The sequence below is a fragment of the Paraglaciecola marina genome (assembly GCF_004360155.1).
Taxonomy (GTDB): domain Bacteria; phylum Pseudomonadota; class Gammaproteobacteria; order Enterobacterales; family Alteromonadaceae; genus Paraglaciecola; species Paraglaciecola marina.
The window spans coordinates 67,633-84,534 of record NZ_SAIS01000017.1 but is presented as its reverse complement, the minus strand read 5'-3'; the positions used below and the strand labels follow the sequence as shown (position 1 = coordinate 84,534).

Below are 16,902 nucleotides of genomic sequence, written 5' to 3'. Positions count from 1 at the left end.
ATTCCTATTGCTTAACCAATGACCAACAATGATGGATTTTTGGATTTCTCTGAAAATCATCAGGCAAAGTCTGTTTAGAAATATTCTTAATACTTAACCCCATTTTCGTTAGTGTCGATTCATCTAATTTAAACTGGCGCAAATTGTTAGAAAAGATAATCTCGCCACCCTGATTTAAGCACTTAAGAGCATCACTTATTAAGTTGATATGGTCTCTTTGTACATCCCAGGTTGATTCCATTCTTTTCGAATTAGAAAAAGACGGCGGGTCAATAAAAATTAAATCGTATTTGCTTGTATGGCTTTTTAGCCAAGTTAGGCAGTCAGCTTGAACAAACTCATATGCTCCCTTCAAACCATTTAATCTAAAGTTTTCTTTCGCCCAGTCAATATAGGTATTTGACATATCTACTGTGGTAATAGACTTTGCTCTACCTAAAGCTGCGTGCACAGAAACACTACCGGTATAGGCAAATAGGTTTAATACATCTTTTCCAGCTGATTTTTGTTGTACAACTTGTCTGGTAATTCGATGATCTAAAAATAGCCCAGTGTCTAAGTAATCATATAAATTAACGATAAACTTGGCACCATTTTCAAACACTTCAATGGTTTCTTTACGTTGCGACACTTTTTGATATTGGTTCTTACCCTTTTGTTGCTCTCGCACTTTAAGGATTATCTTATTTGCATCAATACCAGTAACTTGAGGTAAAGATAAAACGACATCTTGTAAACGTTTCTTAGCTTTATGTTCAGGAACATCTTTTGGTGCAGCATATTCATGCACCACTAAATAATCAGCATATCTATCTACAGCTACATTATATTCAGGTAGGTCTGCATCATAAATCCGGTAACAATTAGTATTTTGCTTTTTTAACCAACGCTCAGTTCTTTGTAAGTTCTTTTTAAGACGATTGGCAAAATCGTTACTAATGGGCTTAGTTTCTCGAACGATACAATTACGTTCATCTAATTCAAAATTTACTAAAACACACTCAAGCTTGCCATTCATTAGCTTGTATTCTTTCTTTGAGCTTAACTTCATTTGACGCAATAGATCACGGTCAGAGGTTAATATAGAAAGGTTCCAGTCTCTAAATGCTTGTTTTAACGCTAAACCCCAATTTTGAAAGGTTGGCATGAGTTTGTTGCTATCACTTAACCTTTCACCATAAGGCGGGTTAGTAACCATATAACCTGCCTCATCTTCGGATAGTCTAAACTTACAAGCATCCTGGGTTGTAAAATTAATATTGTCTAATACACCTGCAATACGAGAATTATCTTTCGCTATAGCAACAACAGCTTTGTCTATATCGTTTGCATATATTTTGCCTTGGGGTTGCCTTTTCTCTGATTCGGCTTGGATACTAAGCTCTTCCCAAACATCTTGTTCGTGTTGTTTCCAGGCATCAAAGCCCCATTGTTTTCTGCTTAGCCCTGGCGCAACGTTTGTAGAAATCAACGCAGCTTCAATGGCAATAGTACCAGCACCACACATAGGGTCTAATAAGGGTTTTGTTAAGTCAGATGTCCAACCACTTCTAATTAACATAGCACTGGCTAAATGTTCTTTAACTGGTGCTAAGCCTGTTTTAGCGCGGTAATGCCTTTGATGTAAACTTTGACCTGATAAATCAATATAAACAGCAAGTACATTTCGCCACAACCTAGCTTGTATGCGTATGTCTGGTGAAAGTTTATTAACTGATGGACGTTCATCAAAAAAAGTTGAAAACTGATCGACTATGGCGTCTTTTACCTTAAGGCCACCAAACTGCGTATTGTTGATGCTTTGATTAGTGCCGTTAAAGTCCACCATAAAGGTATCTTCAACACCAAAATGACTGGGCCAATTTGCCTTATCTGTTACTTTATAAACGTCATCAGCGGTATCAATCTCGCCTTCAGCTAATTTTACTAAAACACGATTGGCTAATCTTGACCACAAGCAAACTTTGTAAGCATCACTTAATTCACCGGAAAACAAAACTTGACCCGGTTTACTTTTTAACGTCACATCAGGACAAATAGTTGCTATCTCATCAAACAGCAAACCATCAAGGCCTTTAGAAGTGGTAACTAAAAATTCAAACATTATGTATCTCACAGGGATATGACGTTAAAACGGGCGCGATTATACGGTAAATATGCACTAAGCGCATGTTTAATCAGGAAAAGGATAGGATAAATACTGAAATTTCGGGACTAGGCTGTTAATTGAGAGCCTGATGCAATAAGAAGGGGTTCTAAACGATTTACTGCCACCTTGACCAAGTCAAATTGTTTTAGGGACTTATTGCTAGTAATTGGTATTTCGTTAGATATTAACATGCAGGTCGCAAGCTGCTGTTGGTCGCACAAAACTAAGACGATTCCAGTACCGAACGAAGTGTTTATTTTTGCCAGTTTATGATTAACACCAAAATACTCGACTTCATCGAAAAGCCAACTTTTGGGCGAAATAGGTTTATGAAAAATTAAAGCGGCGGTCGCATTAATCAAAAAATGCGTTAACTGAGCTTCAGAGAAATCCGCATCACTATTTAATAAACAATTTCCAATAGAAAGATAAATTTCTGTATCTCTTAAACTAAAGAGTTGCTTATCTGCAGGTAAGTTAACAATATGTTGTTCATTATAAGCAGTTGTACATTGCCACTCTTTTCCCATGGACAACATTAGCTGACCATTTTCAGAGAACCAAAACCAATCTGCCATAGGCTGCAACATAAAAATTAAGCACCAATTAATAGTAAATTTATTGCCTAAAAAACTAACACAAATTTACAAACTTATGGTGCTAATTTGCCATATTTAATTATTCTAAAATAACCAGATCTCCCCATGATCCTTATAAGGAATTGACGATCTCCTTGATCAACGATGGCCCTTTGTAGATCAATGAAGAATACACTTGGATCAGTTGAGATCCGGCTTCGATCCGCTCTTTGGCAGATGATCCGGAGTGAATACCCCCTACTCCTATAACCGGTATCCTGCCTGCGATCTCTTTGCATAGTTTCTCAGCTACAGCCTGACTTTTAGCTTGTAACACTGCGCCACTTAAACCTCCCATTTCTTCTGCATTTTGTTGTCCAGCAACAAGATCTCTGTCTAAAGTTGTGTTGGTGGCGATGACGCCATCGATCTCTGCATTGATCAAAGAATTTGACATGTCGACAATTTCTTTGTCACTTAGATCGGGGGCGATCTTAACGAGAATCGGAACGTATTTACCGTGCTCTACTTCTAATAATTTTTGCTCTTTTTTAAGGCCTTGCAGGAGTGTTTCTAGCGCATCTCCGTGTTGCAAATTTCTAAGCCCAGGTGTGTTTGGTGATGAGATATTTACAGTGACATAACTCGCATAGTTGTAAACTTTACGTAAACAAATAAGGTAATCATCTAAGGCGTTTTCTTCTGGAGTGGTTTTATTTTTACCAATATTAATACCCAATACACCATCGTATTTAGATTTTTTTACGTTCGCAATTAGGTTGTCTACGCCTTTATTGTTAAACCCCATTCGGTTAATTATCGCCTGCCCTTTTGGCAGTCTAAACATCCGGGGTTTATCGTTACCAGCTTGTGCTTTGGGCGTCACTGTTCCTATCTCAACAAAACCAAAACCCATAGCACCAAACGCATCTATACATTCACCATTTTTATCTAAACCTGCTGCTAAACCCACAGGATTTTTAAAAGTAATGCCAAAAGCAGTAACTGGTTTAGCGGCAATGCTTTGCTTGTAAATAAAACTTAAAGGGGTATTTTGGGTGCGTCTTAACCAATTAATAGTGAAGTCATGGCTCCATTCAGCATCTTGGGTAAATAGACATTTTTGAATAATTGAATACATATAATTTCTCTTTAGGCATAAAAAAGCCCCGGTGGTACCAAAGGTATCAACCAGGGCTGTGTTAGACAGTTATATCAGTCGCTAGCGTTGATGCTTAAAAGCATTAACTCTCTAAGGGCAACGGAAAACTTGGCAAACTCATGGGTGCTACTGGTTCTGAACTCTGACATCATATGATACCAGCGATCAAGTAAAGTGTGATTATTGTCCATCCAATTTTTCAGAATGACTTCAGCATCACTACCTTTTGTGGCTGATAATAACACAGAGGTCAACGACCTTTGTTGCCAATCCAGCTCTTCTCGATATGAAGCTCTAGCTAGCGCTTGCCAATGATTGCTCACTGCTTGTTTATCTATTTGAGCTAAGAACCAATGCAACTCTAACTTAGAACCCAACTTATAATATAAATTCGAAACCAGTTTAATATTTTTGTTTTCAGATTCGGCTATTTGAGCTAAATCCATACAAGGAAACATATTACTTAAAGACGCTACTTTAAAGGCCGTTGTCTTAGTTACACCAGATTTCTCTAAATTAGTACAAGCATGCTGCAACTCTTCAAATTCTTCCTCTACTAGATAGTTTTCTAAATTAGCAAACAAGTCATCATAGGTTGACTGGTAACTATCAATCGCTTCTTGAATTCCAATTAATTTATTACCATGTCTTAGATACCAACGTGAAGCTCTGCGCATGGTGCGGCGAATACTATCTAACATACCTAACTGCACATCAGAAGATATCTTGTTATCCAATGCTTCAACTTCATTCCATAGTACTTCCATTCTGAAGATGCCTTTTACTACAGCATAAGCATTGGCAATTTCGTCGACTGCAGCACCAGTCTCCTCTTGAATTCTAAAGACATAGTTCATGCCTAAATCATTAATAATATTATTAGTTAACTTAGTGGCGATGATTTCGCTTCGAAGTGGATGCTGTTGCATTTGAGAAGAAAATTTCTGTTGTAGCTTCACAGGAAACGCTTCAATAAGTAATTTGCCGTGATAAGGATTATCGGTAATTGAAGGAATATTAAATTGTTCTTTCATTACCATTTTGCCATAGGCAATTAAAACTGATAATTCTGGTCTGGTTAGCCCTGCCGATTTTGCTAACCTATCAGATATCTCATCATCAGTAGGTATAAACTCAAGCTCTCTATTAAGATAGCCTTCGCGCTCTAAGCCATGGATAAACCTAAGCTGCTCTCTTAGCTGACCTACACCACCTAATTTAGAAATAGAAATAGATTCAGTTTGCCTGTAGCAATCTTGAATCACTAAGTCACCCACCTCATCGGTCATTTCATAAAGTAAGTTATTACGCTGTTTAACAGTTAAATCACCTGAGCTTACTAAGGTATTCAATAGAATTTTGATGTTTACTTCGTTATCTGAACAATCAACACCGCCGACATTGTCTATAAAGTCGGTATTAACACGGCCACCATTTTCAGCAAATTCGATACGACCTAGTTGAGTAGCGCCTAAGTTGCCTCCCTCTCCTATTATCTTGGCTTGTAACTCGTTACCATTTACACGCACGTCATCATTTGCTCTGTCGCCAACTTGAGCATGGGTTTCTTTACTGCTTTTAACATAGGTACCTATGCCACCATTCCATAGTAAGTCTACCGGCATTTTCAATACTGCATGGATTAACTCGTTTGGTGTCATGCTGGCTTGTTTAGTACCTAAGGATTTTTTCATTTCTGGGCTGAGCTTTATCGACTTAGCTGAGCGACTGAAAATATTACCGCCCTTTGAAATAATTGACTTATCATAGTCATCCCAACCAAGGGATGGGTTTTCAAATAATCTCTTACGTTCTGAATAACTCGTTTCGATATTTGGATCTGGGTCAAAAAAGATATTTAAGTGATTAAACGCCACCACCAATTTAGTATGTTTTGACAATAACATTCCATTACCAAATACATCTCCAGCCATATCACCTACAGCAACACATGTGAAATCTGTGGTTTGGCAATCTTTTCCCATTTCTCTAAAGTGTCTTTTAACAGATTCCCATGCGCCTCTAGCAGTTATCCCCATTTTTTTATGGTCGTATCCAATACTGCCACCTGATGCAAAGGCATCTCCAAGCCAAAAGTTAAATTCTTCAGCAATACCGTTAGCAATATCAGAAAATGTTGCTGTACCTTTATCTGCTGCAACTACCAAATATGCATCATCTTCATCAAGACGAACCACGTCTTTTGGATGAACAACTTTTCCGTCTACTATGTTATCCGTAATATCTAACAAGCTGCGTATAAAGGTTTTGTAACATTCTTGTCCTTCTTTTAGAAAGGCTTCTCGTCCTTGTGCCACAGGTAGTTTTTTACAGACAAATCCCCCTTTAGCACCAACAGGAACGATAACCGTATTCTTAACTTGCTGTGCTTTCACTAAGCCTAATATTTCTGTTCTAAAATCTTCCTGCCTATCTGACCAGCGTAATCCTCCCCGGGCAACTTTGCCCCCTCGTAGGTGGACACCTTCTATTCGAGGACTATAAACAAAAATTTCATACTTTGGCCTAGGTAAAGGCATGTCCGGGATGAGTTCTGGTAACATTTTATAAGAGACATAGGATTTATCATTGCCATCAGGATCTTTTTGATAAAAATTAGTTCTTAACGTCGCCAATATAAGATCTAAATAACGACGAATGATTCTGTCGTCATCTAAGTTAGAAACATCATCTAACTGGTTCTTTATGGCGGTTAATAATTTATCTTCTAATTTCTCGCTGCGTTTAACGGCTGGGTTAAACTTTTGATTAAATAAATCTATAAGTAGAGCAGCAATTTGAGGATAATTAGCCAACGTGTTAGCCATATATTCGTGACTAAATGAGCTACCAATTTGACGCATATATTTAGCATAAGAACGTAATATAGTAACGTTACGGCCCGCTATGCCGCCGCCTAAGACCAGACGATTAAAAGAGTCATCCTCAAGTTGCGTATACCAAACTTGTGAAAATGCAGATTGAAACAAAGTTTGAGCCTGCTCCATATCCATATCATTACTGGTATTATGAAGCATTGAAAAATCCATAATCCAATTTACTGAGCCGTTATCTAAAGTAACTTTGTAGGGGCTTTCATCAATTACTCTTAAACCAAAGTTCTCTAGCATAGGTAATACAGCAGACAGGTGAATAGGCTCATTTTTATGAAATAACTTTAGTCTCACTGCTTTACTATCAGGCCCTTCTTCTAAGGGACGATAAAACAACATGTCTAAGGTATTTTCAGCACTTAATTGCTCAAGCTTTTCAATATCAATCAATGCGGCACTTGGTAAATTGCACTCTTTGTAACTATTAGAAAATCCATTGCCATAACCTCTTTCTAATTTTTTAGCTTTAGCTTCTCCATGATTTGTTCGCAGAGTAGATGCAAGTCTATCTTCCCAACTTTTGTTAAGCTCTATGACGTTCTTTTCTATTTCCTTCACATTATATTCCGCATTGTTATTTTTAACTCGGGTTATGTAGTGGGTTCGAGCGTAAACTGATTCCGAAAAATAGGTTGTAAACTCTACTTCCTGATCACTCGCAAATGACTTCTTAAGTAATTCTTGAGTGTCCTTTCTTAACTGAGTGTTGTAGCGCTCTCTTGGAACGAACACCATACAAGATACAAAGCGACCAAAAATGTCCTTACGAACAAATAGTCTGGACATTCCACGCTCTTGCATTTGAAAGATACCTAAAATGATTTGTGCGAGCTCTTCAACTGTGCCTTGTAATAATTCGTCTCTAGGGTAAGTTTCTATTATGTTTAAGAATGCTTTATGACCATGGGTACCAGGGTAAAAGCCAGATAATTTAGAAATATCATCAATCTTTTTCTTTAAAACTGGGATATGTGTGGCGCTACTGTTGTAAAAAGAAGCTGAGTACAATCCAATAAACCTATCTTCTCCAACCACATTACAAGAATCGTCAAATCTCTTGATCCCGATGTAATCCAAATAGGCTGGACGATGCACCCTAGAGCGCGTGCTAGTTTTTGTAAGCATTAGCGGGTTACTACTGAGGGCTTCTTCTCGAGCAGATGGCGGTATATTCGATAGTACTCTTTCACGTTCTGTTTTAGAGCTTTTCATTAAACCTAAACTAGTATCGTTATCAGCCACCCAGCGGTAATCTCCGTCGATTCCAGTTACTGTATAAGAACGATAGCCCATTAAAGTAAAGTTATGATCACCTAACCAAGCTAAGAATTTTTCGGTTTCTATTTTCTGTTCAGTACTACAAGGACTAGGAAGTTTACTAATTTCATCGGTCAACTCATTTAGGCGAGTACGCATTGGCTGCCAATCTTCAACAGCTAATGAGACTTCTTCTACCACAGACATTAATTCGTCTGTCAATTTATCAAGCGCCTTTTTAGAAGTCTGTCGGTCAACTTCTACTAAAAATACTGTTTGTCTTATTAATCCTTTTTTGCCGCTATTGGGCTCTTCAAAGGAAGCCACTCTGCCATTTTGATCTCGGCACAACGCAATAGGACTATGAAGTAATAAATGCGCTGTAATCCCCATACGGTTTAGCGCCATACGCACAGAATCCACTAGAAATGGCATATCTGTTACAATTAATTCCACTATACTATGAGTTGATTGCCAACCATGTTTACCAATTTCTGGATTAAAAGCGCGAATAAAAGGCTTGTCTGCAGTGTAATCTACAAACTCATTCCATAGACTGAGAGTGGCTCCATATAAATCACTATCACTTCTATTTTCTAAATCAGTGCTAGCGATATTTTTAAAAAGAATTTTAGAGAAATCGCTTACTTGTGCTACTTGTTCAGACGCGACTTTTTTAGAGATTAAATTATTGACATTTTCAAGGAGAACAGAATACTGATTATCTACAACGGTCATGTGTTTGCCCATATTAGGTTGACAAAATTTTAATACAAATATTTATCAACTAAGATGATGTGTAACCTAGATGACAAACAATAAAAGATTAGACAAAAGACTGAGATTTATACAGTTTTTTATTCAAGTATTGATATTCTCGCTAAAATAAACGTCAAGTAAAAGCTTTAAATTTACCTAAATTTAACATTATTCATAGCTATGCAACTTATATAAGAAAAACTGTTTATATAAGCACTTAGGGGACATTTGGATAAATAATTATGCAAAAATAATTTAAGCTATTTTCTCAAAACTTTGGAATTTATTGTCACTATTAATAACAAGCCTATAGCGACCTTTAATACCTGTGCGGGTAACATGGGGACGTAAATTTTTTACGGGTAGCTGAATTCGTTTACCGTTGTCTGCTGTCATAACAACGGTATTTATGCCTGGTTGATATAAAGATTCACACTCTTCATATTTTAGGGATAAAGTAAAATAGAATGTTTGCATAAGGTTGCCATTGCCTAAGGCAAACTTTTAGATATTTTTTCAAATAAATCTTTACTAAGCCCCTGAGTATCGCCAATGCGCATTAATTGATGTTGCATCAGCTCTTGACGAGTTTTGTCTACTTTTTGCCATTGAATCAAAGGGGTAATGACACGAGCCGCTACCTGAGGGTTAACACTATTGAGCTTTATTAAGTAGTCAGCCACAAACTTATAACCACTACCATTTAAATTATGGAAACCCTTCACATTATAAAATGCAAAGGTGCCTACTAAGGCTCGCACCCTATTTGGATTATTAATCGTAAATTGGCTATGGCTCATAAGTAGCTCTATTCGCGACAAAATATCATGCCTATCTGTATTTGCATGTAGTGAAAACCATTTATCAAGCACAAGTGGATCGCTATGCCACTTTTCTTCAAAACGTTGCATCAGACCTTCAAATAAATCCAAATCACAAGTCTGCGCTGCGGCTAATGCGCCCAATGAATCAGTCATATTATCGCAGCTAGAAAATTGTTCTTTTATAAGCTCTTTAGCTAAGGTTTGATTCCCTAAGCTTAAGTATTTAAGAGCCAAATTTGTGAGCTTTCGCTGCTCAACTTGTTTTTGATTGTAAGCATATTTTTGTTTGGTTTTGTTGTGATAAATATTATTCCATTGGGTCTCAAACGTCTGCCCCATTTGTGTTAAAAGCTGTTTTCGGCTTTTATAGAGACTATCAATGTCTACTGAGTCGGCTTGTTGAAACAAGCTTTCAAAACTAGGGACGGTTAAGATCTCAGTCTTAAGGTCGTCCTTAATGTCTTTGCTATTAATCACCTCTTCAAAATATTTAACTGTATCGGCTATTAATTGCTGACCTTCTGCATCAGTTAGCCCACTTGCTTTGTGTATACATTTACTAAATAAAGATTGCCCTGCATCCCAGCGTGCAAAATCATCTGGAGATTTAACCATCACATCGGCTAATTCTGACTGCTTATATTGATAACTTAACTTAACCGGCGCACTAAAGTTATGGAGTAAAGATGGTGTTGGTTTAGTACCAACATCTTTAAATTCTAGGGTTTCAGATGTTGCTGTTAACTCTAACGTATGTTGCTGGCTATCACCTGAATTCAATAAACTAAATTGAATAGGAACAACAAGGTTTTGCTTTTCTTGCTGATCAAATGTTGCTTTATGACTTTGCTTAAACGTGATTTTGTAGGTTTTAGTGTCTGAGTCGTATTCGTCAAAAACAGCAATATTTGGTGTTCCGGATTGGCTATACCACAATCTAAATTGTGTTAGGTCTTTACCATTTGCATCTTCCATGGCTTGTACGAAGTCATCACAGGTAACAGCCTGACCATCAAAGCGTTCAAAATACAATTTAATACCCGCTAAAAAGCCTTGTTTACCTAATATAGTATGTAGCATTCTGATCACTTCAGAACCTTTGTCGTACACAGTAACTGTATAGAAATTGTTCATTTCCATGACTTCGTCAGGCCTAATAGGATGCGACATAGCACTGGCGTCTTCTGCAAACTGATGTTCTCTGATCACGCGCACATTTTTAATACGATTAACTATAGGTGACCCCATATCAGCACTAAATTGCTGGTCACGAAACACAGTTAAACCTTCCTTTAAACTTAGTTGGAACCAATCCCGACACGTAACCCTGTTACCTGTCCAATTGTGAAAGTATTCATGGCCGATAACGGCTTCAATGTTAAAGTAATCTTCATCTGTAGCGGTTTCTGAATTCGCTAACACAAATTTGCTGTTAAAAACATTTAGGCCTTTGTTCTCCATGGCTCCCATATTGAAAAAATCCACAGCGACTACCATATAAATATCAAGATCGTATTCTAAGCCAAACTCTGTTTCATCCCATCTCATTGCCTTTTTAAGAGACTCTAATGCGTGAGGACCTCTATCTAACATACCTTTATCAACAAAAAGCTGCAGGGCAATCTCTCGATTAGATTGGGTTATAAAGGTATCTTCTAAAAGGTCAAAATCACCAGCTACTAATGCAAACAAGTAACAAGGTTTATTGAATGGGTCTTGCCAAGAAATAAAGTGCTTATTATCCGGTAAATCTCCAGCAGCCACTTTGTTACCATTAGAAAGCAAGAATGGAAACTGGGTTTTATCAGCAATTATTTTAACGTCGTAAGCAGCTAGTACGTCAGGTCTATCTAGAAAGTAGGTGATTTTTCTAAAGCCTTCAGCTTCACATTGAGTACAAAACGCTCCAGCAGACAGGTATAAACCTTCGAGACTAGAATTTTCTTGAGGGTTGATTATATTTTCAACACGCAAGTCAAACTTATCTAGTTCAGTAGGTACAGTTAATGAATCAGGTTCTATTTTATAATCTGTTTGTGCCACGCCATTGATAGCAACAGATAACAACTCTAGACTTTCACCATCTAACACTAAGGGCCTATGGTGGTTTCCTTGACGTTCAATTTGTGTAATGCAAACTACTCGAGTCGCAGTAGCGTGCAATTCAAATTCTAAATTGACCTTATTGATAGTGAAATCAGCGGACTGGTAATCAGCTCTTTTTTTTACATTTGCAGATATAGTAGACATGGTGCGCTCGAGAAATTACAGATTTTAGCTTGGTAACTGACCATTTATTATTAAATGGCCTTTGTTTAATTATGCTTTAGACACTTTATTTGTTTCAGGTACTGGGATGCGGAGTATTTTTATACCCAAATAAGCATATATAATAGAAAGTACAGGGTTTATTAGGTTGAAGAACGCATAGAACAAGTAATCCAGAGGGCTCACTGCTAATACTCCTTGCATATAAACACCACAGGTGTTCCATGGAATAAGTGGTGATGTTAAGGTGCCCCCATCTTCTAGGCTTCTAGACAAATTCAACTGATTTAAACCACGTTTTTCAAATTCGTCTTTATACATTCTTCCAGGCATAACGATTGCCATATATTGATCCGCAGTAATCAAATTGGTACCAATACAGGTTAAAATCGTACGTGTCACCATATCACCGGCACCTTTAGCCCCTTTTAAAAATGCTGTCACTGCACGCTTTAATAGCCCTACTCTTTCTAGCACTGCGCCAAACGTCATGGCACACATAATTAGCCAAATAGTATTTAACATACTCGACATTCCGCCCCTACTAAGTAGGTCATTTAGAGTTTCACTTGAGGTCGAAAATGATACACCATCGAATAAAGCGGTCCAAACTACCATAATGGATGCTCTTAGGGCACTTGGTTCATCGCTAGCTAAGTTTGTTATAACGTCTCCTTGAAAAATAATGGCCCAGATACCACCTAAAAGAGCGCCAATAGCAACGGCTGGAAAAGCCGGCACTTTTTTTATGGCCATTGCCAATAATACAAACAAAGGCACTAACATATGAAAACCAAGGTTGAATTCTTGTTCTAAGATAGCCTGCATTTCTTCAATCTTGCTACTGGAATCGGGAATATCTGCACCCAAGCCGATCACCATAAATATAATAAGAGTTATGATAATACTAGGTACTGTTGTCCACATCATATATTGAATATGTTCAAACAAATTAGTACCTGCTATTGCTGGTGCTAAATTTGTTGTTTCTGATAATGGTGATATTTTATCTCCAAAATATGCGCCAGAAATTATTGCACCAGCGGTGATGGCTTCTGACATGCCCATTCCGATAGCGACCCCCATTAATGCCACACCAACAGTTGCTGCGGTTGTCCATGAGCTACCAATACTCATAGCAATAATGCCACATATCAAACAACTTGCCGCGTAAAACATTGAAGGATTTAAAAGGTCTAAACCATAATAAATCAAGGTAGGTACGGTGCCTGATAACATCCAAGTACCAATCAAAGAGCCAACAGCTAATAATATTAAGATAGCTCCAAGAGACCGTGAAATACCTTTAATTATCCCCTTTTCAATATCATCCCAACTGTAACCATTTTTAATCCCTATGATTGAGGCAATACCCATTGCTATTAATAATGCGATCTGATTAGGCCCGAAGGATGAGTTATCTCCAAATAAATAAACTGACCCGCCTAGCAAAGTAATGAGAATGATTATTGGAATGAGAGCATCTGATAATGACGCTTCTACTTGTTGTTTTTCTTCAGTCATGAATTCTTATGTCCATCTAAGGGTTTTACAAAGGTGTTTATCCAAAAATGGATAGATAAAACATTATTACAATAACAATGGGGCATACAAAACGTACATACCAAGGCCAGACCTTCCAAAATATGCTTTGTTCTGCGTGTTCGTTCCCTTGTTTAATTTCAGTTAAAATTTGATCTCTTTTCCAAATCCAACCTGCAAAAATACAGAGGACTAAGCCCAACAAAGGTTGACTATATTTAGTTGTTAAATCAATTACTAAGCCAAACAGGGTTGCCATATTAAAAGCGATTGTTGAACTAATTAAGAAAATTATGATAGTTAATAACCAAACCGCTTTTTTACGGTTAACTCTCTTACTTTCAACTACATATGCTACTGGCACTTCTAACATAGAAATTGAAGAAGTTAGCGCTGCAATTAACATTAAGGCAAAAAATACAAAGGCTACAAAGACCCCTACTGTACCCATAGAGTCGAATAATGACGGCAAAACAGCGAAAATTAAATTAGGTCCATCGATAAGTGCTCCGGTATCTGTAAAAATTTTAATACCATTGTGTAAGGCCACGTACATAGCAGGAATAATCAACATACCAGCGAGTATTGCTACACCAATATCAACCAAGGCGACCGATGCACCTAAGGTAGGTAAGTTTTCTTTTTTACTGACATAAGATCCATATACCAACATGGTCCCTACGCCTAATGACATAGAGAAAAAGGCTTGTCCCATGGCATTAATGAGTAATTTGGGATCTAAAATTAAGCTAAAGTCTGGCTGTAAGTAGGCTTTCCAACCATCCATTGCACCTTCTAGAGTAGATACATAGATAATCAACAGCGCAATAATAATAAACAATGCTGGCATAAGACGCACTGACCATTTTTCAATACCTTTACTTACGCCGCCCGTTACTATGCTAGCGGTTAAGCATAGAAATAACCCACAGAATAAAATATCTCGAGTATAAGAAGAGGCTACCAACCAAGTTGATAGTGACTCTTGGCCCGCCATATCACTTATGGTTTGCAAGAAATAAGACAACATCCAGCCCGCGACAAGTGCATAAAAGGAAAGAATTAAAGAAACGGTAACAAAGCCCCAAACTCCGGTAACTTTACCAAGAATATTTCCATTTGAGATTTTACTCAGGGCATCAACCATATTGGAACGAGTGGCTCGTCCAATGATAAGTTCTGCCATTAATACTGGATAAGCGAGTAAAAAAGCGAGAAGAATATAAATTAAAACAAAAGCTGCGCCGCCGTTACTAGCAACTTGTGTAGGAAATCCCCATATATTACCTAAACCAACAGCTGATCCAGCTGCGGCTAATACAAACCCTATTCGAGATGAAAATTCTCCGCGTGCACTCATGCATTAACCTTTTCTTATTATTTTTATGAAAGATAAATTGAAGGCCCCACTAGAGGCCTTGAGTTTTACTTTTGTTTACTATTAATTGCGTATACATCAGCAGCCAAAACATCATAGGTAATGTTTGCCGCTTCTTCTAAAAATCCATCAATCTCGTCTAACTCTTCTGGTAAGTCATCTAAGTTTTCCACTTTTTCAAGCCCTAGCCGTGCCAAACGTTCATTGGTTCTTGCTAAAGCGCGCTTTTCGTTTTCCGCCTTTTCGCTTACACGCTCGGACTCTACTAACGATATAGTTTTATCTTCTTTTTTAAGGTTATAACGAACTATATCTTCATAGATATAGTTAAACTCAGTTTTGACTCTTTGTTTATGCAGTGCCGTTAGATTTTCGACTACATTTTTGTTTTCACCAAAAGTAGTATAATTGGCTCGAGCAATACTATCCCAAGGTAAAGCATTATCTTCTTGACTTTCACCCCAATCAGCATGATCAATCACTGATGGGAATAAAATATCTGGTATCACACCTTTGTGCTGTGTACTGCCACCATTAATGCGATAAAACTTAGCTATAGTAAACTGCACACTACCCAAAGGGTTTTCATATAGGTCATAAATACGACCTAATGGGCGGTGTTGTTGTACCGTACCTTTACCAAAAGTTTGTTCACCTAATATCAAAGCTCGATTATAATCTTGCATAGCGGCAGCAAAAATTTCTGAGGCTGAAGCGCTATAACGGTCAACTAAAACAGTCAAAGGACCATCGTAGAAAACCTTACCATCAACATCTTGCTCTAACCTTATACGGCCGGCCCCATCTCTTATTTGTACAACAGGGCCTTTATCAATAAATAAACCTGACAATAAGGTAGCTTCTGTCAAAGAGCCTCCACCATTACCACGTAAATCAACGATTATACCTTCAACCCCTTGTTCAGTAAGGTTTGCGATTTCTCGTTGCACATCTTGATGCAACTTATTGTAAAAAGAAGGGATAGCAATCACCCCTAATTTTTGGTCTTTGTGGGGGCCTGTTTTTGGCGTATAAACTTCAGATTTGGCTTCTCTGTCTTCTAGTTTAATTTTATCACGAATTAAAGTGACAACATCTGGAACAGTAGATTCAGAAGAGCCCTTCATAATCTGTAGTTTTACAGTACTCCCCTTGGGCCCTTTAATTAACTCAACCACTTCATCTAAGCGCCAGCCAATTACATCAACAAACTCATCTTCATCTTGAGCCACACCAACAATCTTATCTTCTGGCTTTATTTTTTGAGATAAATCAGCAGGACCACCTGGTACTACACTGCGTATAACTGTGTAATCATCTTCACTCAATAACACAGCACCAATACCTTCAAAAGAAAGGTTCATTTCCATTTGAAAACGTTCTGCATTGCGTGGTGATAAATAACTGGTGTGTGCTTCAACACTTCTAGCAAATGAATGCATCACTGTTTGAAATACATCTTCACTTGAGGTTTGAGTTAAGCGTTTGATGGCTCGCTCGTACCGTTTAGCTAATAGCTCTTGAATTTTTGGCCAATCTTTACCGGCTAGCTTTAAATTAAGAGCATCATACTTAACTCTTTGACGCCAAAGCTCATCAAGTTCAGCTTCGTTTTTTGCCCACTCAGCATCTTCTCTGTCGTAAACAAATTTGTCACCAGCTTCTTCAAAGTTAAACTCTTTATCTAACAAGCTGAGGGCAAATTGATAACGCTCAGTCCGGCGCTGCATGTTTAACTGATATATTTCATAAGCAATACTTAAATTGCCTCTTTCAATAGCATCATCGAACTTTTTACTATTTACAGCGAACTTGGCAATATCCTCGGCTGTAAAAACGTTACGATTAAAATCTAATGAACGAATAAAACGGTCAAATATTTTTACAGATAATTCATCATCTAAATCAATTTGTTTGTAATGGGCTCGCAAAAATTGAGATGACACTCTTTTAGCTGCAGCTACATGTTGCGATTCTTGTGTGAGCACGGGTAAATCTTTAACACCTAAACTGCTTTCTAGCGCTAATGAGCCTGTGCTTACTATAACTAATGCGGATAATACCGATACACGAATTGATTTAATCATTTAA

The 16,902-nt window shown here is 37.6% G+C and carries 9 protein-coding genes; all 9 read right to left on the bottom strand.

Annotated elements, in window-relative coordinates; genetic code table 11:
- Positions 1-4: 4 nt before the first annotated feature.
- The gene (gene rlmKL / locus EOK74_RS18260) at positions 5-2,104 is read right to left on the bottom strand and encodes a bifunctional 23S rRNA (guanine(2069)-N(7))-methyltransferase RlmK/23S rRNA (guanine(2445)-N(2))-methyltransferase RlmL (RefSeq protein WP_133471549.1); all 2,100 of its coding nucleotides are present in this window, start codon (positions 2,102-2,104) and stop codon (positions 5-7) included.
- A gap of 110 nt (positions 2,105-2,214) precedes the next feature.
- Positions 2,215-2,739: a cell division protein ZapC domain-containing protein gene (locus tag EOK74_RS18255; protein ID WP_239024163.1), complete on the bottom strand. Its 525-nt coding sequence runs from the start codon at positions 2,737-2,739 to the stop codon at positions 2,215-2,217.
- 121 nt (positions 2,740-2,860) lie between these two features.
- Positions 2,861-3,868 carry a quinone-dependent dihydroorotate dehydrogenase gene (gene pyrD, locus EOK74_RS18250; RefSeq protein ID WP_133471548.1) on the bottom strand — a complete coding sequence of 336 codons (1,008 nt, stop codon included), beginning with the start codon at positions 3,866-3,868 and terminating at the stop codon, positions 2,861-2,863.
- 74 nt (positions 3,869-3,942) lie between these two features.
- A complete protein-coding gene (locus tag EOK74_RS18245) occupies positions 3,943-8,778 on the bottom strand; it encodes an NAD-glutamate dehydrogenase (RefSeq protein WP_133471547.1) in 4,836 nt (1,611 codons plus the stop codon).
- Between the two features lie 276 nt (positions 8,779-9,054).
- Complete coding sequence (locus EOK74_RS18240; RefSeq protein WP_133471546.1) at positions 9,055-9,276, bottom strand: DUF2835 domain-containing protein; 222 nt, start codon at positions 9,274-9,276, stop codon at positions 9,055-9,057.
- Between the two features lie 14 nt (positions 9,277-9,290).
- Positions 9,291-11,873: an aminopeptidase N gene (gene pepN / locus EOK74_RS18235; RefSeq protein WP_133471545.1), complete on the bottom strand. Its 2,583-nt coding sequence runs from the start codon at positions 11,871-11,873 to the stop codon at positions 9,291-9,293.
- Between the two features lie 69 nt (positions 11,874-11,942).
- Positions 11,943-13,415, bottom strand: a complete 1,473-nt coding sequence (gene nhaC, locus EOK74_RS18230) for a Na+/H+ antiporter NhaC (protein WP_133471544.1) — start codon at positions 13,413-13,415, stop codon at positions 11,943-11,945.
- Positions 13,416-13,452: 37 nt separating this feature from the next.
- Complete coding sequence (locus EOK74_RS18225) at positions 13,453-14,793, bottom strand: sodium-dependent transporter (protein WP_133471543.1); 1,341 nt, start codon at positions 14,791-14,793, stop codon at positions 13,453-13,455.
- A gap of 65 nt (positions 14,794-14,858) precedes the next feature.
- A complete protein-coding gene (prc, locus tag EOK74_RS18220) occupies positions 14,859-16,898 on the bottom strand; it encodes a carboxy terminal-processing peptidase (protein ID WP_133471542.1) in 2,040 nt (679 codons plus the stop codon).
- Positions 16,899-16,902 lie beyond the last annotated feature (4 nt).